A 24,717-nucleotide genomic window follows, 5' to 3' on the forward strand; every position below is an offset into this window, starting at 1 on the left:
ACGCAATAAATTCTGATGCGCATTATACCTGTTGCAGCGAAGATCCCCAACGACTTATCGAATTCACTACCTAGATTGACAACTGTTTAGCTATTTGTTGCAGCAATTATCGGCAACTTGTTAGTTAAACCTACAAAACGTTTACTTAACCAGCAGTCATTGAAGTATTTAATAAATTACACTTGCAATGTAAAAGCTCAATCGTTATAGTCTGCCCCGCTTTGAAGGAGACAGCAAAACAACCAAGGTTTTGCCAAACAGAAAAGCAGTGTTTTTCGGACGCGGGATGGAGCAGTTGGTAGCTCGTCGGGCTCATAACCCGAAGGTCGTTGGTTCAAGTCCAGCTCCCGCAACCAATTCTTATTTAAACTTAAATAAGATAACGATAAACACAGAGATTCAATATACAGTCGCGGGATGGAGCAGTTGGTAGCTCGTCGGGCTCATAACCCGAAGGTCGTTGGTTCAAGTCCAGCTCCCGCAACCATTTTTGATTAACACCAGTTAATACAAAGCCTATTGAATATCAGATAATACAGTCGCGGGATGGAGCAGTTGGTAGCTCGTCGGGCTCATAACCCGAAGGTCGTTGGTTCAAATCCAGCTCCCGCAACCATTTTCTTAGTTTTACCCTTCCCTATTTAACTCATACTTGTTAGCTTTAGACAAAAGCACCGTCGATAGTCGGGCTCAGCGCTCATATTATCAGCGAAGGTCGTTGGTTCAAGTCCAGCTCCCGCAACCATTTTCTTAGTTTTACCTTTCCCTATTTAACTCATACTTTTTAGCTTTAGACAAAAGCACCGTCGATAGTCGGGCTCAGCGCTCATATTATCAGCGAAGGTCGTTGGTTCAAGTCCAGCTCCCACAACCATTTTCTTAGTTTTACCCTTCCCTATTTAATTCATACTTGTTAGCTTTAGACAAAAGCACCGTCGATAGTCGGGCTCAGCGCTCATATTATCAGCGAAGGTCGTTGGTTCAAATCCAGCTCCCGCAACCATTTTCTTAGTTTTACCTTTCCCTATTTAACTCATACTTGTTAGCTTTAGACAAAAGCACCGTCGATAGTCGGGTTCAGCGCTCATATTATCAGCGAAGGTCGTTGGTTCAAGTCCAGCTCCCGCAACCATTTTCTTAGTTTTACCTTTTTGTTAATAAATAACTAAAACTTCTTGATTTAATCTACAAGCTAGCTGAGAACAGCTCACTTTTACAAAATAGTTTTTAAAGCTAGTAAAAAAAACCGGCTCCTCTCACGAAGGCCGGCTATTAGGGCTAAAGCAACCAGAAATTCACTACACAGCTTGCTTATAAATTATTTCTTTAGGGTGTTCAAATTCCTTCTGCAGCTCAACCCAAGCTTTCTTAGTGGCTTCAACGTTATTTTCTTTAACGTGACCATAACCACGTAGCTTCTGTGCAGTTTGAGCAATCTCTACCGCTATGTCATAGTTTTTATCATTAAGTTTACCTAACAAGCTTTCTATTAAGGTTTCATATTCACCGATTAATTGACGCTCCATTTTTCGCTCAGCGGTATACCCAAATATATCAAAAACCCCACCACGCAGGCCTTTAAACTTAGCAAGGACAGCAAAAGCTTTCATCATATAAGAACCAAACTCTTTCTTAATAAGATGCCCAGTAATTGGATCGCGTTTCCCGAAGATGGGTGGCGCTAAATTAAATTTAACCTTAATGTCGCCTTCAAATTGATTATTAAGTTGCTCAGCAAATTGCCCATTTGTGTATAAACGAGACACTTCATATTCGTCTTTATACGCCATTAAACGAGAAAAACCACGCGCAACGGCCTTAGATAACTCACCGTTTTCATTACCCAGTGCTTTGTCCGCAGTTATCACCTTCTCGACTAGGGTGATGTAGCGATCTGCATAAGCGGCATTTTGATAATCAGTTAATAATTGAACACGATGTGCTTTGATTTCATTGACATTTTCTAACGGTTTAAATTCAGACTTCACCTTGCCAGTTTGTGATAATAACCCAATCACTTTTTGGGGCTCATGAGCCAGCAATCGGCCAATATTAAATGCATTAAGATTGAATTGAATCGCAATACCGTTTAACTCAATGGCTTTCTCAATGGCTTTAGCAGACACCGGAATTAACCCTTTTTGGAATGCGTAACCGACCATCATCATGTTGGTTGCAATTACGTCACCCAGTAAATTTAAGGCTATTGCGGTAGCTTCAATACCAATGTAATTCGCTTCACCAGCAGCATTTTTTAAAGTAGTTTCCGCTAGCTTAGTGTTAAAGTTAACATCAGGCATGAATTGAAATTGTATAGTCGGATTAACGTTACTATTGGCAAGCACTAATGTGCGGTTTTTATCAATACTTTGAATGGCATCTTGTCCTGTCGCAGCCAGTAAATCACAACCAATAATTAAATCTGACTCACACTTACCAATACGCTGAGCATTTAAATCAGTTACTTTGTCAGCAATTTTTAAATGACTGTATACTGCACCGCCTTTTTGCGCTAAGCCTGTCATATCATAAACAGATGCAGCTCGGCCTTCTATATGAGCAGCCATAGATAAAACTGCACCAATGGTGATAACACCTGTACCACCAATACCTGACACCATAATATTACATGCTTGCGCTAATGGTTTTGCTGAAGGCGATGGTAAACATGCAAATAGCTCTTCACTCATAGTCACGCCTTGAGGTTTTCTCAATGCGCCACCATATACAGTGACAAATGAAGGACAGAAACCTTCTACACAGGTAAAATCTTTATTACAGTTCGATTGATCTATTTTTCGCTTACGGCCCAATTCGGTCTCGTTTGGTAAAATACTGATACAGGTTGCTTGGGCAGAACAATCACCACACCCCTCACAAACCGCTTCATTAATATACGAACGCTTGGCAATGTCTTCCATTAAACCACGCTTACGACGGCGACGTTTTTCCGTTGCGCAGGTTTGCTCGTAAATAATAATAGTTGTGCCTTCAATATCACGAAGCTCTCTTTGAACTTCATCCATTAAACTACGATGTTTAATTTCTACATTTGAAGGAATGGCATTATCTGCGCGATGCAGTTCAGGTTTATCCGTAACGATAACAACTTTTTTAACACCTTCGGCTAAGGTTTGCTTTGCAATGCTGGCAACCGTATTAGGGCCATCATGCGATTGACCACCTGTCATAGCGACAGCATCATTATATAAAATTTTAAAGGTGATATTAGCACCGGATGCTACTGCCCCGCGGATCCCCATTGACCCAGAATGGTAATAAGTTCCATCTCCCAAGTTTTGGAATATATGTTTTGTTGTCGTAAATGGTGCAATACCGTACCAAGTGGCCCCCTCGCCGCCCATATGCGAAGCTGAGAGTGTATTTGGATTCGTGAGCAGCGCCATACCATGACAACCGATGCCTGATGTTGCTTTACTACCTTCTGGCAACTTGGTTGAACGACTATGAGGGCAACCTGAACAAAAATAAGGTGAACGAGCGGTTGCAGGGTTCATATTCGCGGCCTGCCCCAACGCCGCCTGCAGTTCTTTGCATCGCGCATCGATGGTTTCTGTCAACAAATTTAGCTCAGCTAAGCGGTCAGCAATCGATAGTGCTAAAGACATTGGCTCAAGTTGCACATCAGCAGGTAGCAGGGTGTTCCCATTTAAATCCTGTTTTCCAACCATGGATGGCCGCTCTGCTAAGTTATAAAGTAAATGCGCAGCCTGAGGCTCCATTACTTCTTTTTTCTCTTCAATGAAAAATAGCTGTTGATGACCTGCGGCAAACTCTCTGAAACCTGTGGGTTCTAATGGGTAAATCATACCCACCTTGTAAATACTTATGCCTATCTCTTCAGCCTGTTGTTTTGACAAATTTAGTAATTCAATGGCGCGTAATACGTCCATATAAGACTTACCCGCCGTGACAATACCTAATATTTTTGTGCTTGCTAGAAATGGCGTTTTATCAATTTTATTTGCCCGAGCAAAAGCTTGTGCCATGGGAATTTTAAAACGATTGACATCGATTTCATCTTGCATCGGTGAATAAGTACGTGGTTTGTAATGTACATCTCGTTGAGGCTGGACAACGCCTGTCGGTGTGACAAATTCAAAACTATCCACATCAATGTCAATTGTTGCGGTTTGCTCTACCGTTTCGTTTACAGATTTGAAACCACACCACAAACCACTGTAACGAGATAATGCCCAACCAAATAAACCAAATTCAAAAAACTCTTCAACATTAGATGGATAAACAACAGGAATAGAACCTGCCATCATTGCTAACTCGGATTGGTTTGCTACTGTTGACGATTTGCCCGGTGAATCATCACCTGCTACGAGCAACACGCCACCATTTTTGTGGGTACCAGAAAAGTTACCATGCTTGAAAATATCACCACAACGGTCAGTCCCCGGCCCTTTGCCATACCACATTGAAAAAACCCCATCTACGGTCACTTCTCCAGGGAAGTTATCAAGCTGTTGAGTTCCCCAAATTGCAGTTGCAGCTAAATCTTCATTAATACCGGGCTGGAATACTAAGTTATATTGGTCTAATAATTTTTTACTCTTGTATAATTGCGCATCAAAATTACCGAGTGGCGATCCACGATATCCAGAAATAAATCCGGCTGTATTCAAGCCGTTTTTTTCGTCTACTAACTTTTGAAGCGTCGGCAGTTTAATTAATGCCTGAGTGCCCGAAATTAAAATACGGCCTTTATTAATGGTAAATTTATCGGTTAACTTTACTTCTTTCATTATTTCGCCTTTTAAATTCGTCATTTGAATAGTGGTATTATTTTTTATTAAATAAATTTTTATTTATTATTTGAACACTAATCTAAAGTTGCACCTTGTGATGCGCTTTAACACTTTTAGGTATCTCACCATAAAACCCAAACTGCTGGCTTAACTCTCAGGTTAAGATCGAATTAAGCCTTCCATTCCTTCTTCAATAAAATTTCATTGCTTTATCACAGCTATCTATCAAGCACCTGCTCCAAGTATTCTTGTCATGATTGAAGTCGCTCCAATCAGTATGGAAATCAGTTTAATGATATTGCTTCGCTAACAACGTCACATTGATTACAATTAATGTAAATTTATTGTGAAATGGGCAGTTAGGCTGTTAAAAAACCACACAAGCAAATCACAACAAATTGAATATAAAGAGTTTATTTTATTTAAAGAGTGTTCAAATGAACCGGTACACATCTTAAAGATGTTTTATAAATCCCATCCTGTTCAATCCCTTATTTAACAAACATCTAAGTAAAGTTGTCGCTTGAGATTAAAGGAAGTTTGCTAAATCGTGCTCAGAATTCACTGAAAGAGATCACTGCAGAGTCAATAAAATGCATATAGATTTGGCTAATTTCAGCAACGATTGGATGGCCAGAACACTAAGCTAGGCAAATTGAGAACAGCTGAAAAAAGCAAATGGTACCTTTTCTAATACTTGGATAGCTGTAGATAAAAATAAACATCGAAGTGGTTATAGGTTAATTCGCTGCATTAACAGCTAATACAAATCACCAAACTAGACCAAGAATGTAACAAACATGACAGTCTCATTTATTGACTGGTTCTATATTAAATCAAGCTGTATTTAAAAATTGAATATTTTGGCCATAGAAACAACACCGCCAACTATTACATTGTTAGAAATAATGACGATGCCATGACTTAAATGGAGCAAGAATTTTATAAACAGAAATTAAACATCCAATAGCACTACTTCGGAATGTTTGATGTTTAGAGAATAACTTTTCAATGCTAAATATATTATTTCTATGTAAACACTACACAGCAGGTATCAGCATGTTTTTAAAAACAATAATTATAGCCTTATGCTTAATATGCTTTAATGTTTCATCTGTTTTGGCATCGCCTTTGATGAATAACACAGATAACACTTCTCTACCGAGCGCGCCCGATATAAATGACCCTAGGATCGTTGAAGCTTTTGTTGATGGCATCGTTAAGCCGTTAATGAAACAAAATCATTCGCCATCAGGTGTTGTATCCTTAATGAAAGATGGACAAATTATTTTTTCAAAAGGCTACGGCTATCAAGATATTGAAAAAAGGATAAAGGTCGACCCAAACACAACATTATTTCGTCCGGGTTCGATTTCTAAATTGTTTACTTGGGTGTCAGTTATGCAACAAGTCGAACGCGGCAATTTAGATTTAGACGTAGATGTAAATCGATACTTAAAAACATTTCAGATTGATGATACTTGGCCAGGACAGCCAATTACCTTGAGGCATATTTTGTCCCATACTGCGGGATTAGAAGATGGGGCTGTCGGTTACTTAATCCTTGATGATGTATCTCGTATTGTGCCGCTTGCTGAATCGTTAGCGAGTCACATTCCTACCCGAGTAAACCCTCCAGGAAAACACACGGCTTATTCAAATTGGGCCACGGCCGTGGCAGGGTTAATTGTTGCCAATGTGACTGAGATGCCATTTAACGACTATGTTCAAAAAAATATTTTTGATGTACTAGAAATGAAAAGCGCTACCTTTGTTGAGCCTTTACCACAAACATTAGCACCGCATATTGCCAATTCATATGGCTGGAAAGACGGGCAATATGTGTTACAAAACTTTGAAATTATCTCTAACTTTGGGCCGGCAGGTTCATCTTCCGTTAGCAGCACTGACATGGCTAATTTTGCTCGCGCTATTCTTAATAATGGGCAATTTATCAATAGCATGGGGCAATCTGTTCAATTACTTAATCCAGCAACGACCAAGCAAATGCTTTCAACCTTAAACACCCATGATCCAAGAGTGGGTGGTATGTCATATGGTTTTATTAACTATCCTTTCAAGGGCATAGACATCATTGGGCACGGAGGCGCCACAATGGTATTTAAGTCTCATTTTGGCTTGTCATTAGATCATAATTTGATGTTGTTCTATTCGTTTAGTGGGCCTGGTGCGACAAGTATTTTCCATGCTTTGAAAGGTGAATTTTACGACTATTTCTTCCCTTCACAACAATTAGATACGTCAACTAAAACCAGTAATAATGATTTTGCAGAACGAGCGGCTAGTTTTGTTGGCAGTTATCAGCCCTGGCGATCGAGTTTTACAAAAATGGAAGCGTTAATGGCGGCCTTAAAAGAAGTTAAGGTTGTTGCTATGCCTAATAATACCTTGCTTATCGGTGAGAAACGTTATGTTGAAGTAGACAACAATCTTTTTCGTGAAATTGATGGTGATTTACGTATCGCATTTCAGGCAGATGAAAATGGTGAAATTTCTGAGTTTCTAGATGAAACACTGCCAGTAACTCAAATGAGCAAAGTACCATTTTACCGGTCGCTGTTGTTTTTTATCCTTATCATTTTGGTCTCAAGTCTTATTTTCATAGAGGTAATACTGCATCGAATTTATCAAGCGAAAAGCATTGGTAACTTGTTCGTGACAGAGAAGAGAGCAATGAATACTTCACTTGTGATTGCTATTACCTTGTTTGCATTTGTGATTTGTGCGGTCGTTGGTGTTGTTACCGCTCGTAACCTTGCCTATGAGATCCCTTGGTTAATTAAATTCGCGTTAACACTCCCTGTGGTGGCATTACTTGCAACGAGTTATTTGAGTTTCTTATTAATCAAACTTTGGCGCGATAAAGTAAACAAAGTCAAATATCCCGTGCGCTTAACTCTTATCACAGCGACTAGCTTAATCATGCTGGTGTTTTATAACTATTGGAATTTATTAGGGTTCAATTATTACAACTAATATTGCTCTTTAAAATCAGAGTGACCATTAATAAACAAGATAGGTGTCGAGTATGGCTTGATAGTTGAATTAGATACGATAATTAGTACGATATTTGGCTCTCTTGCAGGTGCATTGTTTGCTCCTGAACTCATCGCAAAAGATCAAAATGGGCAGTCTTATGGACAGCAAATTATCTGCTGATGACACCCATTTTATCGACTTCTGACTCAGCTCCATCATTTGCTGAAGCCCAAAGTATTGCGGCACCTAAATTAAAATCGATTGCTGTTGTGTCAACTTTACTTTCTAAGGCAATACTTGGGGAAATTCTTGGTCCACTAACACTTGAATACCAAACGACACCTTGCAAATAAAATCGATTAAAATAAATGACTTACATGTATAAATATTTATCTTACTCTTCACATTTGTTCATTTATTCCTAGCATCAAATACATTTTTCAAGAAAGAAAATTAATGTGTCGAAGAATGGCATTTATTCACAGAAAAACCATAACTATAAAAATGAGAGCAATTAAATGTATATTCCAGAAGCAAAACAACTACATGACAAATCCATCATTATCGATGGCACCTGCCCTCTTCTACAAGATACTCATTACATAGATTGGTACATCGAAGGCGGTGTGACTATTGTCACTCCCACAGTAGGAGGACCAGTCCCAACACAGCTGACTTTTAACTATATAGCGCTTTTATTGGACTTAATCCGTTCTCGCGATGATCTCGTGTTAATTGAGAGCGCGCAAGATGTCTATGATGCGAAAACTCAAGGTAAAACAGGGGTAGTGTTCCATTTTCAAGGAACAGATCCTATTGGTGACAACCTAAACAATGTCAATCTTTTTCATAAACTTGGCGTTAAGATTATGCAGCTTACCTACAATGTCGACAATTTAGTAGGCTCAGGCGCACAAGTGGATGAAGACAAAGGACTAACCGATTTTGGCAGACAGTTTATTGAACGTTGTAACCATGTGGGTGTTATTGTTGATTGTTCCCATACAGGGGTAAAAACAACTCTAGAAGCCATTAAGGCATCAAAGCAACCGGTTATTTGCTCTCACTCAAATCCCAAGCAAGTGTTTAAAACCCAAAGTGACAGAAACATTAACGACGAGCAAATCAAAGCCATAGCCAACTCTGGCGGTGTAGTTGGTGTAGCCGGCTTCCCAGGATTTATCTCTTCTTCAAGCAACCCATCTATGGATCAATTTCTTCAACACGTTGACCACCTAGTCAATATTGGCGGCATTGATCACGTTTCCCTAGGCATTGATTACTATACAGGTCAACACCCTGTTGCAAACCAAGAAGAGGCAATTAAGATCTTCGATGAGTGTGTGGCTGCCGGTGTCTGGACTGGACCGGACTATCCAAGACCGCCACATATCTATCCAGAAGGAATTGAAACCCCAAAAACTATGCCTCGACTCACCGAAGCTTTACTTGGGAGAGGATACAGTGAACAAGACACCCAGAAAATCTTAGGATTAAATCTGTTGCGTGTTTATAAAGATGTTTGGGGACGATAAACCACATAACACGCTGATTTCAATTCATTTAGCTATTAAGAAAAAGGGATAAAATGTCTTTATTGCATATAGATGCCACACATGTCAGGAAACTGTTACCCGCTAAAGACTGTATCCAAGCAGTACGAGAAGCCATGATTGCCTTTTCAAAAAATAATGTGCATGTGCCTCTACGTAACTCTGTCCCCATTGAGGAAGGCAAGTCTCTGCTGATAATGCCCGGAGCCTGTAAAGAACTCGGTTTTTATGGGGTGAAGTTAATTAGCCTGCACACTGAAAATAACCACAAAGGCCTACCCACCATTCAAGGCTCAATCATTTTGTTTGATTACGAGACGGGTGAACCTAAAGCAATGATCGACGGCTCCTCAGTTACGGGGCTGCGAACCGCTGCGGCGTCTGCACTTGCCACTCAGTTGCTTGCAAGACCGGATGCGAAAACCTTAGGAATATTTGGTGCGGGCTTACAAGCCGAAACCCATATTGATGCCATTGCAGCAATCCGTCCGATTGAACGTGTCCTCATATGGGCTCGTAATTATGAGGCTGCGATCATTTTTGCTGAGCAGCAATCAAAACGGACGGGGTTGTCTGTGCAAGCTGTGACCGAACCAGAACACGCTGCCAATACCGATATTATCTGCACTGTCACTGCCGCATCTGAGCCTATTTTAAAAGGTGAATGGATAAAGCCTGGAGCGCACATCAATCTTGTTGGCTCCCATAGCCTATCTGCTAGAGAAGCTGATACAGATTTGATTGTTAATGCGAGTGTCTATGTAGACTCAATTGCATCAACCATCGCAGAAGCTGGCGACATTATAACGCCGGTTCAGGAAGGTGCTATCGATATGGATCATATTGTTGGCGAGATTGGCCTAGTCGCGGCAAATAATCTAGCAGCAAGATTAAACGACAAACAAATCACTTTGTATAAATCATTAGGGATAACCGCACAGGATTTATTTGCTGCGGTGTTTATTTATCGTCGTTTTTTAAGCCTGAACCGTTAATGATGAATCGCATTGTGCGAGGTTCTATTACACAGGGTGAAAATGTAATTCATTTTACAGTCTAATTTTTCTATTAGTTCTATATTGAAACAGCAATTATAAATTATAAATATAAAAGGTGTAACATTAATGACTACAACAAAAAGAATTAGAGTTGCAATTGGTGGCTTATTTCACGAAACCAATACCTATGCAACCGAATTAACCGGCCCAACGACCTTAGATGATTTAGTAGTCTATCGCAAAGAAGATATGATGAAATTAAAAGGTACAGCAATGGGTGGCCCTATTGAGGAATGCATAGAAAATGGTTGGGAGATAGTCCCCACTGTTTTTAGGCATGTTAGTAATACCTTTGGTATGGTAACTGATGAAGCATTCGCATCAGTTAAGGACGAAATTCTTTCGATTCTTGCAGAAGAAGAACCCATCGATATTTTTTATTTAATGATCCACGGTGCTGGAGTGGTGCTAAATACGCCAGATCTTGAAGGTGAGCTCGCTAGATCTATTCGTGAAGCTATTGGGCCAAATGCCAAAATTGTTTCCTCAACAGATCTTCATGGAAAAGTAACCGACCTTATTGCAAAAGAGTATGATTTATATACAACATGTAAAGAATACGCTCATGTAGATTTAAACCCATGCGCCAAAGAAGCTTTAAAACATGGCGTACAAATCTTTTTAGGTCAAATAACACCTGTTTTTCGCTATAAGAAAATTCCTATTTTATTACCCCCAACAACTACCATGATTGAAGGGGATTTGGCGCACAAATAAAAGAAAAATGTATTCAATATGAATTAAATGACGAAATACTTAACTGCTCTGTTATGCACGGATTTCCGTATCAAGACACAGAGTATTGTGGCATGTATGTTTTAGTTACCACCAATAATAATCATGAGTTAGCGGAAACTGTAAGTGAAGAACTTGCTCAATGGATTTGGGACAACCGTGAGCAAAGCTTGAAACTTCCGCCTTCAGTTAAAGAAACAGTAGCTGAAGTTTTCGAAAAACTTGATAAACGAGGTTATTACGAATCACTAACTCTTGAACAAAGAGCAAACCATAAACCAATGATTATTGCAGATATTGGCGATAATCCTGGTGGTGGTTGCACTGGAGATACGACTCACCTTTTACGGGAGCTTATGCTTCAAAAAGAATGCAAAATTGCCTTCTTTAATATTCGTGATGAAGAAACCGTTAATCAAGCCATTGCATCAGGTGTGGGAACAACAATCGACGTTAAACTAGGTGCTAAGTTTGATAAAGAGCGTGGTGGAGATCCTATTGTTTGTAAAGCCTACGTCAAATCTATTTCAGATGGCATAGAAACTATCCGAGGCCCGATGGCACACGGTATCACATTTAATTTAGGGCCTTCAGTTAGGCTTGTAATAGGCAAAATAGATGTGATTGTGCAAAAAGGTCTAGCACAAGCATTAGACGATGTAACAGGTCGAGCTCATGGGGTTATCATTGAAGAATATGACATTGTTTGTGTGAAATCATCCGCACATTTTCGAGCGTTTTATAAAGAAGTCAGTGATGATTTGTTTATGGCAGATTCGCCAGGGTTAACAACAGCCGACGTGTGTGTGTTTGAGCATAAAAACCTGCTGCATCCAGTCTTTCCAATGCACGATAATGCAAGTTACCCAATTAGCTCCTAGCGAATATGAGGACCCCGAGACTTCGCTTCGCGATGTTCTCGGGGTTTTATCTGTAATATTAATTGATTTTAATGTGTTGATAATCGAGAACCGATTCTGATCGGTCGATAATGAAAAAGGGTTATAAAAAATTAACCAATCAAATAACCACCGTCGACATTAATAGCAGTACCCGTGGTATAACTTGAGGCATCTGATGCCAAATATAAAACTGTGCTGGCCATTTCATCGGGTTGTGCAATACGTTTCATTGGGACATGTTTTAACAAATCTTCTAGAATCGATGGATTATCGACTAAAGCCGAAGCAAATTTCGTCTCAGTACCACCAGGTAATAATGCATTAACTCGGATGTTAAATTGGGCACATTCTTTAGCAAACGCTTTTGTCATTGAAATAACCGCTGCTTTTGAAATGGAATATATACCTTGCAAATCACCTGGTATCACCCCATTAACGGAAGCAACGTTAACGATAGAGCCTCCCCCGCTGGTTTTCATTAATTTAGCCCCTAGACTAGACATAAAGAAGTAACCACGAATGTTGACGTCTATCGTTTTTTGAAATGCGATCAAGTCAGTATCTAGAATATGGCCAAAATAAGGATTAGCCGCAGCATTATTAACTAAAATATCAAGCTTGCCATGTTGCTCTGCAATTGCTTCAAAAAGAGTCTCAATTTGGTCCATGTCACCGACATGACACGCCATAGCTTGCGCGCTTCCACCAGCTTTGATTATTTCATCGACTACTAATTGGCAACCTTCAACCTTTCTGCTGGTTACAATGACATGTGCTCCATAATGCGCAAATGTTTTTGCTATACTTTCACCAATGCCTCGACTTGCACCAGTCACTAATGCAACTTTTCCTGATAAATCAAACAAATTCTTATTATTCATTAAATGACCTTTTACACAGACTAATACTTTTGAATAGCATCTTAATTTATTTAGATGTTTCCCCGTCTGTGCCTGCTAGTTCTAAATGGCGGTAATTGATAATATATCCAGCTTGAATTAATTTAAAAATCACGTTGCCATTAGTATTTATATTGATAATTTGCAACGTTTGCTGATTATTAAATTCCAATATTATTCCTGTATGACTTAAAGCCCTTCTGTGGAGTAAACACTAAAATTTCTTTTAATGATGTAATCTTGTTTACATTTACTAAAGATTTGTCAGTTTTAACTTAATGACTCAGTTCTTGTAGGAGTTCGACGGTAGAAGTAACGTCCTGAAAACCACAACCTGCATGATTAATCTATCGAAAATTACTGAACACTTAAGCATGGGGGAAATTACTGAACACTTAAGCATGGGGGAAATTACTGCCATTTAAAGCACGCTTGCACAACAATAACCTAAAGTACTGATTTACACCAAAATAAAGCATATTAACAATAAATGGCATTAGGCTAAATCAGTCTCAAATTTTAATACGCACACTCACTACAATCAATCAAAGCACGGACTTACTCGCTCATCCTGTAACAAATAATTTACAACCTGCTTCACTAAGAAACTGACAACTTAGTTTTCAGCATACTGGGTAAATAGTTTTAAATCTCAAAGATAATAAGGACTTTCATATAAATAAATGAGAGTCCTTAACCTGTAAAAATAACGAATGTTATTTATAAATGAGTATGAAAAAACAGAACAGACTTAATTAAATTACTCTGTTGACCAAGTTAATCCCTTTCGATAGAGTAATTCTGATGTTGCTTGGATTTAAAAACGTAAAGCTAAAAAAATAATCATAATAATCATTACGAATTGGATAAAAATTATGACTCAAGAGACACTTCAATCATTTTCACTAAAACCATTACCTAAGTCATTTGGTGCCGTTATTACCGATATAAAGCTCAGTGAGATAAACGATAAAGCATTCGATGAACTCTATCAGGCTTGGCTAACATACGGCCTTTTGATATTTCCTGCACAACACCTAACAGATCAACAACAAATCCAATTTGCAAGTCGTTTTGGTGATTTGGTCGAGGGACTTGAAGCGATTGAGATTAGTAACGTTTTGCCAGATGGTCGTTTAAGAGACGCACCAGATGATGACATGATGAAAGTGATCCGCGGCAATATGCACTGGCATCAAGATAGTACCTACATGCCAGTTCAAGCTAAAGGCGCCGTTTTTAGTGCCAAAGTCGTTCCTCAAGCACAAGGAGATACGGCTTTTGCTGATATGCGCGACGCATGGGATGCTCTTGATGAAAAAATGCAAAATAAAATACAAGACCTCTGCGCTTACCACTCTCTAGCTCATAGTCAACGTGAGCTTGGTGAAGAAACAAAAAGTGATAACAGTGAATATATTGGTTATGGACTTGATGTTAAAGACATTCCGCTAAGACCTCTTGTTAAAATACATCCTGAAACAGGGAGAAAATCCCTTGCTGTTGGCCGACATGCCTACGGCATTCCAGGAATGTCACCTGAAGATTCAGCAAACCTAATACAAGAATTAATTGATTTTGCGGTCAACGATGAAAACCGATTCTACCAACATCGATGGCAACAAGGTGATGTTGTAATGTGGGATAACCGTTGTTTACTTCACAGAGCCTGTGCATGGGATTATTCAGAACCTAGGGTTATGCTTCACTCTCGAATTGCTGGCGATCCTATAACGGAAAAAGATATCTCAAAATAAATCTCCGTCTAGTTTCTAGTCAAGTCCTTGACTAAGTCCCCCTCCCTTGGAAACCCTATTAAATCCAATTAGTAGGCAAGTTTCTAAAGGGAGAGGTTTCAACTGAAAAACAACTAACTCACGCTTTTGTACTTTACTGCCAATCAAATCTACAGCCGTTAATATGTCAGCGGTAAACGTTCAACCTCTGTTTCTCATCTCGCATGTAAGCACATAAAACAAATAAAAATCAACAAGATGAACAAACTTTGCAACAATGTAAATTACATAACATTCATTCAACATCTTTAGCCTTATGATGAACTCTATAGGGAACATCAAATAATAGAGATAATAAAATGAAAATAACTGATATCAAAACGTGGGCAGTAGCCACTCCTCCCCACATAAAGGTGGCACATACTGGATATTCGTTAAATTGACAACTGATGATGGCATATCAGGTTATGGTGAAGTTTATGGTGTGCCATTTTCGCCAAATCTAGTCTGTAGAATGGTTGAAAATGTTTTTGAAACTTATGTTGTAGGACGCAGTCCATTTGATATAGAAAGTATTTGGCGTACGGTTTTTTCATCTGCTTTTACTCAACGACCTGATGTCAGTATTGGTGGAGTGCTATCAGGTATCGAAATCGCCTGTTGGGATATTATTGGTAAAGCGACTAATCAACCCATTCATAATTTACTGGGTGGCAAAGTACACGAAAGACTTCGGGCATATACCTACTTATATCCAGCTAAAGATCCCCAAGAATTAAGTGCGAAAGACTTTCATGGTGACAAAAATGCAGCAGCCGATAGGGTCAAACAATATATGAATATGGGATTTACAGCTGTAGGTTTTGATCCCGTCATGCCAATGGGCTCTTTCGATCCTCGCCATATTTCAATGGAAGTATTAGATGGCGCAGAAAAAATGATGAAAGATATCCGAGATGTAGTGGGCAATAAATGCGATTTATTAATTAAAACACATGGACAAATGACCAGTTCTAGCGCAATTAGACTAGCACGACGGTTAGAGAAATATGACCCATTTTGGTTTGAGGAGCCTGTGCCACCAGGTAATGTGAAAGAAATGGCTCGGGTAGCAAAAGCAACCAGCATCCCTATTGCTGCAGGTGAAAGACTGGTGAGTAAATATGAAATAGCGCCATTGTTAGAGGCCCAAGGAGCGCAAATACTTCAGCCGGCATTAGGACGAGTAGGCGGCATATTAGAGGCAAAAAAAATAGCAGGCATGGCTGAAGCCCATTATGCTCACTTTTCTCCACATCTTTTTGCAGGGCCAATAGAGTTAGCAGCAAATATTCAGTTATCAGCCTCGTTGCCTAACTTCTTAATCTTGGAATGTATTGAAAAGTGTGATGGATTTTTTGGTTCACTGCTCAACAAACCTATTCAATTTGAAGAGGGTCATGTGATTGTGCCAACCGAACCAGGATTAGGTTATGAGCTCAATGAAGAGATGCTTGATGCTAACCCAGTATCAAAAGAACTCGATGTACCATTTCCGCCCATGGCTACCACACCATTGTAATGTTTAAATGACAAGGTATCGGAGGTTTCACCGATGCTTTGTCATCATCTGTGGGAATATAGGCCTACAAAATGCGATGTTAATGGGCTTGAATAAATAATAAAAACAATAAATAAAAACAATAAATAGAACCAGGGAAAATCATGGCAGAACTTTATTTAAAGTATGAATTTTGGATTGCTGCATTTCAGCTAACCTTGGCAATGTTTGGAATGGGAGCGACATTAACACCTAAAGATTTTCGTGATGTACTAACCGAGCCGCGGGCATTTTCAATTGGCACAATAATACAACTATTAGTAGTACCTTTAATTGCCTTTATTTTCATTAAAGCATTAAATTTACACAGCGGTTTAGCGGTGGGTATCGCACTCATTGCTGCGGTGCCAGGTGGTACGGTTTCTAATGTTTTCACATACTTTGCTCGCGGAAACTCTGCGTTATCAATTAGCCTTACCTCTATCACTACCGTGCTATGTCTTCTATTAACCCCCTTGATACTTTCTCTTTTAATCAGTAAGTTTTTACCCGCTGATTTTACGATGCCTCACGCGAAAATGATTAAAGATATCGCACTGACCTTACTGGTACCGCTAATATTAGGTATGGTTTTTTTACGTTTTTTTCCCACAATAGCTTCAAGTATTTCTAAATGGTGCATCCGCGGTTCATTAATAGGCATTGTGCTGATCGTAATTGGATCTTATATCAATGGGCGTTTGAACATGTCAGCTTTTGGTTATCAAAATATGGCATATATCCTGCTGTTTTTAATAGCATTAGTCTTCATTAATCAAAAGTTACCAAAGTTATTAGGCTTATCTTATGCTGATGCGACTGCAATTGAGTTTGAAGTAGTTTTTCGAAATATCAACCTTGGCATACTTCTTAATGCTTCTATTTTTCCTGCTGCCGTAGCTGAAACAGCACAGTTAGGCAATATCGTTCTATTATCACTGCTTTTATTTGGCTTTGCAGAGATGTTTATTGCCGCACCATTGATCTGGTTAAAACGACGAAATAAAAATTAGAAAGAGATTTATCTTATGAAAATTACCGATGTAACAGTGACCTTATTTAAATGGGATAATATCCCAATGAAAAGCTACGACCACTCAGTTAAGGCTGTTTCAAGTAGTAGTGATTTAGGCTTGGTCAGAATACACACAGATGAAGGTGTGGAAGGTCATGCTTTACTGGGATTGTGTGTTCACCCAGCCAGTCTTGAAGCGCCCTATATTATCAAGTTTTTAAAACCAATTCTGATTGGGCAAAATCCGTTAGATCGGGCTCGTCTATTTGAAAAAATGTCCAATATGCGGGCACAGGTGAGTACTTTGGCAGTTTGCGCCATGGATGTGGCATTATGGGATCTAGCAGGAAAAATTAGCGGATTACCCATTCATGCTCTCATGGGAACCTATCGAAATAAAATCCCTGTTTATGCAAGCTCAGAACAACATGACAGTATCGAAGGATATGTAGAGCAAGCCCTTGCAGTCAAAGAGCGTGGGTTACATGGATACAAGCTTCACCCGAGTCAGCGTTGGCGAGAAGACATAGCCGCTTGTGAAGCAGTTCGCAAAGCGGTTGGTGATGACTTTAATTTGATGCTGGATTCACGTTCAGCATACGACTTAGGCGAAGCGGTTAAAGTGGGTCATGCGATACATGACTTAGGTTTTTTATGGTACGAAGATCCGCTACCAACAACAGACATCTACAATTATTCAAAACTGAGAGAAAAAATGGATATTCCGGTGATGGCAACCGAATTTCCTTGTGGTTGGTTAGATGACTATGCACCTTGGATTATGAACAAAGCCACTGACATGTTACGTGGTGATGTAATGATTAAAGGTGGCATTACTTCCATGCTTAAAATTGCACACTTAGCAGAAGCATTTGCCATGAAGCTTGAAATTCATCATGGTGGAAATTCATTAAATGATGTCGCTAATTTACATATCCAAATGGCGATACCCAATACCAGTTTTATGGAGGTTTTATTACCACATGAAGCCTGGTGGCATGGTTTGGTAGAAGAAATTAAAATTGATAATGAAGGTTTTGTTCATGCACCAACAAAACCAGGCTTAGGATATGAAGTTGATTTAGCACTGGTGGAGCGCAAAAAAATCGCAGTGCTGCGCTAACATATGTAAGATAAAGATAAAATATAACTGAACCAGCAGTTATTTTGGACATAGTTTTGGTTATGACCAAAAAATGTGGCGATTGATCACTTACGTGGCTAAGATAAAATTAAATCAAGCTGAGTACATTTTAAATACTATAATATAATTAAATATTGTTGAATTGGGTGTTAATCTAGATAGCTACAAGTAAATTTATCAGAGCTTGAATCACTCGATTAAGGACTAGTTATTGAATAATGTATCAGAAAGAAATAACGTTAAAGTTTTCGGAAATAAAACTGCACCAGCAGTTATTTTGGCACATGGTTTTGGTTGTGACCAAAACATGTGGCGATTTATCGCACCAGAGCTTGCGCTTAAGTATCAGGTAGTAATCTTTGATTATGTTGGCTCTGGCAATTCATCATTAGGCGACTACACGAAAGAAAAGTACGAAAAATTAGATGGTTATGCTCAGGATATTATAGATGTAATATGTGAGTTAAACTTAACTGATGTAACGATTATTGGTCATTCCGTAAGTGCTATTATTGCGTCAATAGCGTATATAAAATACCCCCAAATTATCAGCAAAATCATAATGGTCTGCCCATCACCTTGTTTTCTCAATTTTCCTCCAGACTACCAAGGAGGCTTTGAAAAAAGTGACTTAGAAGAATTGATTCAATTGATGGATAAAAATTACATTGGTTGGGCTAATTACCTTGCACCACTAGTGATGGGTACCTCACAACCACAAGAGTTAATCAGCGAATTATCTGGTAGTTTCTGTAGCACTGACCCTTTAGTTGCAAAAACATTTGCTAAAGCAACATTTTTTTCAGATTACCGACATATTTTACCTGAGATAATTTGCCGAGTATTAATTATCCAAAGTTCATTAGATTCATTAGCCAGTATCAAAGTTGGTCACTATATGTCAGAGAAAATCCCCAACAATGATTTTATTGTTATAGATGCTGAAGGACATTGCTTACATATGACACATCATAAACAAATTATCCCTAAGATTATTGATTTTATTGAGTCTTAATGAAATGCATACAGATAAATTTGCTGATTCAAACAATTTTTATTCAGGACACATCGTTACAGATTGCAAAAGAAAGATATATTATTGCAATGACTACATTGCAGATTTAAGTTGCATAGCAAAAAATGCTATTGTAAATACTTCAATTTCACAACATATTAGCAAAGCATCAAATATTTTTCTGGACAGTTATGTTTATCCTATTTTGATTACAGAATTCACAGTTGAAGAAATTCAAATGACCTGGATAGATAAGCATGGAAAAAAAATACCCATAGTTGCTAATATCAAATTGGGCCCAGATAGCATGACTTACTGGTCAATATATGTCTGCATTAATAGAGATAAGCTACAAAATGAGTTGTTAAATACAAACGAATACTTAGAAAAACTATCAAATGACTTGACAGTATTAGCAACCACCGACTCCTTAACAGGTTTATTAAATCGACGCGAACTAAAAAGACAAGCAGAAAAAGCAATTTATCAAGCATCTATAAACCAATCAAGTTTTGCATTGTTATTTATAGATATTGATTTATTTAAGAAGATTAATGATAGCTTTGGTCATCAAATGGGCGACAAAGTAATTATTACACTTGCTCAAAGACTAAAAGACATGCTTAGGGAAAATGATATATTAGCAAGGATAGGTGGTGAAGAGTTTGTTTTAATACTGACTAACATAGATCCCATAAGTTCATATAAACTCGCTGAGAGATTAAGAGAAAAAGTTTCCGATTCCCCAATAAATGGTATCTCAGTTACAGTCAGCATTGGCCTGGCTGTATGTGAAGATGAAAATTTAAAAGATTTCGATAAATTATTACAGCGTGCGGACAAAGCTCTTTATGAAGCAAAAAAATCGGGGCGTAATAGAGTTTTTATCGCCAACTAAATCATCAATAAATTTATCCATTATAAAATAATAAGAGGAAAATAATAAAAAGGTTCTAGCTAAAAATTAAAAATGCGTAGGTTAATCGTCTATTTATAATTAATTTAAATAATATGATGCATATAACACGATGTTAATCATGATTTATTTATTATCAATTTATCAGTTAAATGGTTTTTCTCACCTCTTGCTTTCTACTCTTATCATCTCACGCCAAGATGACATATTAAGAGGTTTTGAGAAATAATAACCTTGATAAATGTTACAGTTTTTTCGTTCCAAGTATTTTAGCTGTTTTTGAGTTTCAACACCTTCTGCAATGCTACGAACACCTAAAGCATTGGCCATGTATATGATAGCATCTACAATTACATATTGCTTATCAGTATCATCACTATCAATGTCATCTATAAAATACTTATCTATTTTTAACTCCGATATTGGCAACTCTTTTAAGTAAGCAAGACTCGAATAACCAGTACCAAAATCATCAATCGAAAAACGGAAACCATGTTTACTTAACACATCCATAGCCTGCTTAACCAAAGAAATGTCAACAATTAAGGCCGTCTCAGTAAGTTCAAGAACTAACATCTCAGCAGGTATTTTCATTAGAGTTATCAAATCAATTAATTTTTCTGAAAAATTATACTCTACGATTTGTTTGGCGCTAATATTAACAGAGATACTCTTGCGTAGACCTAAATGTAATAACTCTTGAATAGCCTTACAGACATTTAATAAAACCCAATCACCAATTTTAATGATAGCATCTGTCTCCTCTGCTAATGGAATAAATTCAGCAGGGCTAACCTGTCCATAAATTTCAGACTGCCATCTAATTAGAGCCTCAAAAGAGTTTAATTCACCTTTATTAGTAAACTGTGGTTGAAACACTAACGACAACTCATCACTTTCAGTTATATTTTTTAGAATTTTATGTAGTTGGACAAAACGATCAAACTCTTCAATATCGTCTTCTAAAATATGACACAAACCCATTGGAGCTAGTTTTTTAGCTTTTGAAACAGTATGTTCAAGAATTTGTATTATAGCTTCATAAGACTGATTAGTGACATTAATATTTGCAGCACCTAAAGAAGCAGATACAACAACACTTTTACCATTCACTTTTAATTTATAGTGCTTAGGATCCAACAAAGTAGTATGGAGTAAATTAATCCTCATTTTTGTCGATTCATTCTTAATAAATGATTTTTTTAAAAGTATTAAAAATGCTGCCCCATTATATCTATAAATACTGCAATCATTACCAATAGCTAATTTAAGGTTAGCAGCAACTTCTTTTAAGACTAAATCACCAAACTCAAATCCAAATTGTAAATTCAACTGTGACATCTTATCAATATTCAACATAATCACATGAATATGTTTTTTTTCAATTGACGCTTGATTTAATAAATCCTTACACTCTTTTTCAAACCATTTATTGTTTTTTAACTGGGTTAAATTATCCGTAAAGGCAATATTGTAAATAGTATCTTGGGATTTTATTCTTTCAGATATATCTCGTATAACACCTATGTATTGAACCTCACCTAAAGAAGTGGTTTGAGTAATAGCGAGTTCCATCTGAAAAATATCACCATCTTTTCGCTTAGCAGATAATTGACGACCAATATTGATTATCTTCGCAACACCGGTTGTTTGATATGATTCTAAATAATGTTGATGATTGGATGCATGAGGTTCAGGCATTAGCATTGCGATATTCTGTCCTAGAAGTTCATTAGCCGAATACTTGAACATACTCAATACAGATTTATTAACGTGCTTTATGACTCCTTTACTACAGATTGTGATAACGGCTTCGTTGATGTTATTTAAAATATTCTCCAATCTTTCAGATCGTTCACTCTCTTTGATTAACATTTCCTTTTCTGTGGTAATATCTTCAAAAGCACCATATATACTATCAATTTGGCCATTATTATTTACTGAAGGTTTTCCGGTAATTTTTACCCATTTTTTAACACTTTTACTATCGACGAACTCAAACACTTCTTCAAATGATGTACCATAATTTAAAACATTTTTAAAAATTTGCTCAATTTTTGAGTGTTCATGTTCTGCGAAATATGAAATTGCACTTTTTACTGACAACTCACTATTAACTTGAATTCCATATATCTCATAGATTTGACTTGAAAAAAAATAACTCATCGTTTCGATATGATACTCCCAAGCTCCTGTTTTTGAGATAACTTCAACCTCGTTAAATAAGGATAAATGAGAATTTGTTTGATATTCAAGATGGCATTTCTGAATATGGGAGCATAAGAATTTTGAAAAAGTCTCAAATAAATTAATTTTTTTCGCAAGAAAAGTGTCAGATTCAAAATACAAAGCAACTAAAATCCCAATAGATTCATCATTTTCATTCTTTATTGATGAACCAATATAACCTTCAACTTTTAGATCGAGCAAAGCTTTATCATTAGGAAATAATTTAGCTGTCCCCTCTGGAAAGCAGCAGACGCCTTCATTTAAAACCTTTTCACATGGTGAACCACTTAGATTATATGTAAAATTATCTATTATATCTTGTTCATTTAGAGCGATTATTGTAGATGCTTTGCTTCCATCTCTAACACCTAAAAATAAAATATCTGCATTCAATTCTTTATTTAGATTTTGAAGTTCAGTTATTAACATTTTCTCTTGAGATTTTACGATATAGCGAAATGAAGTTTCATTAAATAATTTTTTGTATTTAAACATTTTTTATACTCAATTAATAAGTCCTTGAATTCTTACTGTTTAAATCGGACTACTAGTTCCTGTAATTCATCAGCAGTATTTTTAAGTTGAGTTATCGAATCTGATGTCAACTTTGTACTAGTAGCACTGTCATTTGCTAAATCAGAGATATTGACTATTTGTCGATTAATATCTTCTGCAACATGAGCTTGTTCTTCTACAGCTGTAGCCATTTGGGTGGACATTTGAGCTATTTTCTCAACTGCTTCAGAGATTCCCTTAAGCATTTCGCCACTTTCAACAACCTTACCAAGTCCATCATCTGCTGCTGTTGTGCCTTGACTGGCAGCTTCAACTGCATTTTGAGCTTTGAATATCAACTCATGCACAATCTGATAAATCTCTTGTGTTGACTCTTGCGTTCGTTTTGCCAAAGCACGAACTTCATCTGCTACAACCGCAAAGCCCCTTCCTTGTTCACCTGCTCTTGCAGCCTCAATGGCTGCATTTAGCGCAAGTAAGTTTGTTTGATCCGCTATTTGTTCTATCGTTTGAGCCGCTTGTGCAATACAAGTTGTTTGTGAAGAGACATCACTGACTGATACTCTGATACTTGAAACCGTATCTCTTAGTTTTTGAATGGATTGGCGCGTAACCTCTGCAACCTTATTTCCATTAATAACCAGACTGAGAGCCGTTTCCGCATTGTTGGCCGTATCGGATACATGATGTGATACTTCAGCAATAGCCGTTGTCATCTCATTCATAGCTGTTGCTACTTGAAAGGTCTCTTCCTGCTGTCTTTGTATTTCAGTACAATTTTTTAAGGTCAATTCATTTCCGCGTTCTGCGCTTATATTAACTTCTCTGGCTGCATTTTCGATACGAGTGAGAATTGTTCCTAAATGTGCATTTAAACTTAAAATTGATACCTCAAGTAGACCAAGATCACCATGAGAATTGGTATAAGTTCTAGCAGCAAGCTCATGAGAAAAACTTGTATCCAGCATCTTCTTCAATGAATTTATTGTAGACTTAGTCTTAAAAAATACCATAGCAGCAAAAATGATAGTTCCAACAAAAAGAATAGTTTCGGAAAGCCTTTGGTGGTCATAAATAAAAAGAGATGCTGAAGAAATAAGAATTATCAGCAAAAAAAGATGTTCGGATGCTATACGCAGTGACTTTGATGTGCTTTTGCCATTATTGATTTTTGAATATATAACTTCTGCTCTAGCTATATCTTCCCGTTTAGGGCAAGAACGAACAGATTCATAGCCAATAACCTTCCCATTTTCAGTCATCGGTGTTACGTATGCATCTACCCAATAAAAATCACCATTTTTACACCTATTTTTCACTAGGCCCATCCATGGTTTACCAGCTTTGAGATGTGACCACATAATTTCAAATGCAGCTGGAGGCATATCAGGATGTCTAACAATATTATGAGGCTGACCAATCAATTCGCTTTTGTCAAAACCACTGACACTAACGAAAGCTTGATTACAATCAACGATATTTCCTTTTGTATCAGTTACTGAAATCAACTTTGTATTAGAGGGAAATTTTTTCTCATTTTTAGTTACTGGATTATTAACTTTCATACTCGTCCATAAATAGTATTCATTTGTTAGCTCAATCACTTCTGTCTAAGTGACTCGACCACGTCTTCAGACAGTTA

The 24,717-nt window shown here is 37.6% G+C and carries 17 protein-coding genes and 3 tRNA genes; 14 read left to right on the forward strand and 6 right to left on the reverse strand.

Annotated features, from left to right (window positions below; genetic code table 11):
• The first annotated feature begins 280 nt into the window (after positions 1 to 280).
• From HBH39_RS11240 to HBH39_RS11250, 3 genes are all read left to right on the forward strand, one after another.
• A tRNA-Met gene (locus tag HBH39_RS11240) sits at positions 281 to 356 on the forward strand.
• Positions 357 to 411: 55 nt separating this feature from the next.
• Positions 412 to 487 (forward strand) — tRNA-Met (locus HBH39_RS11245).
• Between the two features lie 53 nt (positions 488 to 540).
• A tRNA-Met gene (locus tag HBH39_RS11250) sits at positions 541 to 616 on the forward strand.
• Positions 617 to 1,298: 682 nt separating this feature from the next.
• Here the strand turns inward: HBH39_RS11250 and HBH39_RS11255 are convergent.
• Positions 1,299 to 4,799 carry an indolepyruvate ferredoxin oxidoreductase family protein gene (locus HBH39_RS11255; protein ID WP_167678299.1) on the reverse strand — a complete coding sequence of 1,167 codons (3,501 nt, stop codon included), beginning with the start codon at positions 4,797 to 4,799 and terminating at the stop codon, positions 1,299 to 1,301.
• Positions 4,800 to 5,912: 1,113 nt separating this feature from the next.
• Between HBH39_RS11255 and HBH39_RS11260 the strand changes: the two genes are divergently transcribed.
• Complete coding sequence (locus tag HBH39_RS11260) at positions 5,913 to 7,775, forward strand: serine hydrolase domain-containing protein (RefSeq protein WP_167678301.1); 1,863 nt, start codon at positions 5,913 to 5,915, stop codon at positions 7,773 to 7,775.
• 172 nt (positions 7,776 to 7,947) lie between these two features.
• On the opposite strand, the gene HBH39_RS11265 is transcribed toward HBH39_RS11260, so the two are convergent.
• Positions 7,948 to 8,127 (reverse strand): hypothetical protein, encoded by a 180-nt coding sequence (locus HBH39_RS11265; RefSeq protein WP_167678303.1) that lies wholly within the window; start codon positions 8,125 to 8,127, stop codon positions 7,948 to 7,950.
• A 169-nt stretch (positions 8,128 to 8,296) separates the two neighbouring features.
• On the opposite strand from HBH39_RS11265, the gene HBH39_RS11270 reads away from it, so the two are divergent.
• The 4 genes from HBH39_RS11270 to HBH39_RS11285 all read left to right on the forward strand — a co-directional run bounded on the left by HBH39_RS11270 (position 8,297) and on the right by HBH39_RS11285 (position 12,005).
• Positions 8,297 to 9,313, forward strand: coding sequence for a dipeptidase (locus HBH39_RS11270; protein WP_167678306.1), 1,017 nt, complete (start codon positions 8,297 to 8,299; stop codon positions 9,311 to 9,313).
• A gap of 53 nt (positions 9,314 to 9,366) precedes the next feature.
• Positions 9,367 to 10,326, forward strand: a complete 960-nt coding sequence (locus HBH39_RS11275) for an ornithine cyclodeaminase family protein (RefSeq protein ID WP_167678308.1) — start codon at positions 9,367 to 9,369, stop codon at positions 10,324 to 10,326.
• Between the two features lie 129 nt (positions 10,327 to 10,455).
• Positions 10,456 to 11,106: a M81 family metallopeptidase gene (locus tag HBH39_RS11280; protein WP_167678310.1), complete on the forward strand. Its 651-nt coding sequence runs from the start codon at positions 10,456 to 10,458 to the stop codon at positions 11,104 to 11,106.
• 53 nt (positions 11,107 to 11,159) lie between these two features.
• Positions 11,160 to 12,005, forward strand: a complete 846-nt coding sequence (locus tag HBH39_RS11285) for an MlrC C-terminal domain-containing protein (RefSeq protein ID WP_167678312.1) — start codon at positions 11,160 to 11,162, stop codon at positions 12,003 to 12,005.
• A gap of 131 nt (positions 12,006 to 12,136) precedes the next feature.
• Here HBH39_RS11285 and HBH39_RS11290 read toward each other — a convergent pair whose 3' ends face one another.
• Together HBH39_RS11290 and HBH39_RS11295 are read right to left on the reverse strand one after the other, a co-directional pair.
• The gene (locus tag HBH39_RS11290) at positions 12,137 to 12,907 is read right to left on the reverse strand and encodes an SDR family oxidoreductase (protein WP_167678314.1); all 771 of its coding nucleotides are present in this window, start codon (positions 12,905 to 12,907) and stop codon (positions 12,137 to 12,139) included.
• Positions 12,908 to 12,953: 46 nt separating this feature from the next.
• On the reverse strand, positions 12,954 to 13,097 hold the full coding sequence (locus tag HBH39_RS11295; protein WP_167678316.1) for a hypothetical protein: 144 nt from the start codon (positions 13,095 to 13,097) through the stop codon (positions 12,954 to 12,956).
• 703 nt (positions 13,098 to 13,800) lie between these two features.
• On the opposite strand from HBH39_RS11295, the gene HBH39_RS11300 reads away from it, so the two are divergent.
• The 6 genes from HBH39_RS11300 to HBH39_RS11325 all read left to right on the forward strand — a co-directional run bounded on the left by HBH39_RS11300 (position 13,801) and on the right by HBH39_RS11325 (position 20,312).
• Entirely contained in the window at positions 13,801 to 14,682 is an 882-nt protein-coding gene (locus HBH39_RS11300; RefSeq protein WP_167678318.1) for a TauD/TfdA dioxygenase family protein, read from the forward strand.
• Positions 14,683 to 15,043: 361 nt separating this feature from the next.
• The gene (locus HBH39_RS11305; RefSeq protein ID WP_280117326.1) at positions 15,044 to 16,222 is read left to right on the forward strand and encodes a mandelate racemase/muconate lactonizing enzyme family protein; all 1,179 of its coding nucleotides are present in this window, start codon (positions 15,044 to 15,046) and stop codon (positions 16,220 to 16,222) included.
• A gap of 143 nt (positions 16,223 to 16,365) precedes the next feature.
• The gene (locus tag HBH39_RS11310; RefSeq protein WP_167678321.1) at positions 16,366 to 17,253 is read left to right on the forward strand and encodes a bile acid:sodium symporter family protein; all 888 of its coding nucleotides are present in this window, start codon (positions 16,366 to 16,368) and stop codon (positions 17,251 to 17,253) included.
• 15 nt (positions 17,254 to 17,268) lie between these two features.
• Positions 17,269 to 18,378, forward strand: a complete 1,110-nt coding sequence (locus HBH39_RS11315) for an enolase C-terminal domain-like protein (protein WP_167678323.1) — start codon at positions 17,269 to 17,271, stop codon at positions 18,376 to 18,378.
• A gap of 232 nt (positions 18,379 to 18,610) precedes the next feature.
• Complete coding sequence (locus HBH39_RS11320; protein WP_167678325.1) at positions 18,611 to 19,414, forward strand: alpha/beta fold hydrolase; 804 nt, start codon at positions 18,611 to 18,613, stop codon at positions 19,412 to 19,414.
• 4 nt (positions 19,415 to 19,418) lie between these two features.
• Positions 19,419 to 20,312, forward strand: a complete 894-nt coding sequence (locus HBH39_RS11325; RefSeq protein ID WP_167678327.1) for a sensor domain-containing diguanylate cyclase — start codon at positions 19,419 to 19,421, stop codon at positions 20,310 to 20,312.
• 180 nt (positions 20,313 to 20,492) lie between these two features.
• Here HBH39_RS11325 and HBH39_RS11330 read toward each other — a convergent pair whose 3' ends face one another.
• Positions 20,493 to 23,054, reverse strand: a complete 2,562-nt coding sequence (locus HBH39_RS11330; protein WP_167678329.1) for a sensor domain-containing protein — start codon at positions 23,052 to 23,054, stop codon at positions 20,493 to 20,495.
• Between the two features lie 32 nt (positions 23,055 to 23,086).
• A complete protein-coding gene (locus HBH39_RS11335; protein WP_167678331.1) occupies positions 23,087 to 24,640 on the reverse strand; it encodes a methyl-accepting chemotaxis protein in 1,554 nt (517 codons plus the stop codon).
• Positions 24,641 to 24,717 lie beyond the last annotated feature (77 nt).

Source organism: Shewanella aestuarii (assembly GCF_011765625.1).
Lineage (GTDB): Bacteria > Pseudomonadota > Gammaproteobacteria > Enterobacterales > Shewanellaceae > Shewanella > Shewanella aestuarii_A.

What these genes read in the sequence shown, in the direction of transcription:
- HBH39_RS11255 (WP_167678299.1), bottom strand. Translation starts at nt 4,799, where the DNA reads ATGACGAATTTAAAAGGCGAAATAATGAAAGAAGTAAAGTTAACCGAT.
- HBH39_RS11260 (WP_167678301.1), top strand. Translation starts at nt 5,913, where the DNA reads ATGAATAACACAGATAACACTTCTCTACCGAGCGCGCCCGATATAAAT.
- HBH39_RS11270 (WP_167678306.1), top strand. Translation starts at nt 8,297, where the DNA reads ATGTATATTCCAGAAGCAAAACAACTACATGACAAATCCATCATTATC.
- HBH39_RS11275 (WP_167678308.1), top strand. Translation starts at nt 9,367, where the DNA reads ATGTCTTTATTGCATATAGATGCCACACATGTCAGGAAACTGTTACCC.
- HBH39_RS11280 (WP_167678310.1), top strand. Translation starts at nt 10,456, where the DNA reads ATGACTACAACAAAAAGAATTAGAGTTGCAATTGGTGGCTTATTTCAC.
- HBH39_RS11285 (WP_167678312.1), top strand. Translation starts at nt 11,160, where the DNA reads ATGCACGGATTTCCGTATCAAGACACAGAGTATTGTGGCATGTATGTT.
- HBH39_RS11290 (WP_167678314.1), bottom strand. Translation starts at nt 12,907, where the DNA reads ATGAATAATAAGAATTTGTTTGATTTATCAGGAAAAGTTGCATTAGTG.
- HBH39_RS11300 (WP_167678318.1), top strand. Translation starts at nt 13,801, where the DNA reads ATGACTCAAGAGACACTTCAATCATTTTCACTAAAACCATTACCTAAG.
- HBH39_RS11310 (WP_167678321.1), top strand. Translation starts at nt 16,366, where the DNA reads ATGGCAGAACTTTATTTAAAGTATGAATTTTGGATTGCTGCATTTCAG.
- HBH39_RS11315 (WP_167678323.1), top strand. Translation starts at nt 17,269, where the DNA reads ATGAAAATTACCGATGTAACAGTGACCTTATTTAAATGGGATAATATC.
- HBH39_RS11325 (WP_167678327.1), top strand. Translation starts at nt 19,419, where the DNA reads ATGCATACAGATAAATTTGCTGATTCAAACAATTTTTATTCAGGACAC.
- HBH39_RS11330 (WP_167678329.1), bottom strand. Translation starts at nt 23,054, where the DNA reads ATGTTTAAATACAAAAAATTATTTAATGAAACTTCATTTCGCTATATC.
- HBH39_RS11335 (WP_167678331.1), bottom strand. Translation starts at nt 24,640, where the DNA reads ATGAAAGTTAATAATCCAGTAACTAAAAATGAGAAAAAATTTCCCTCT.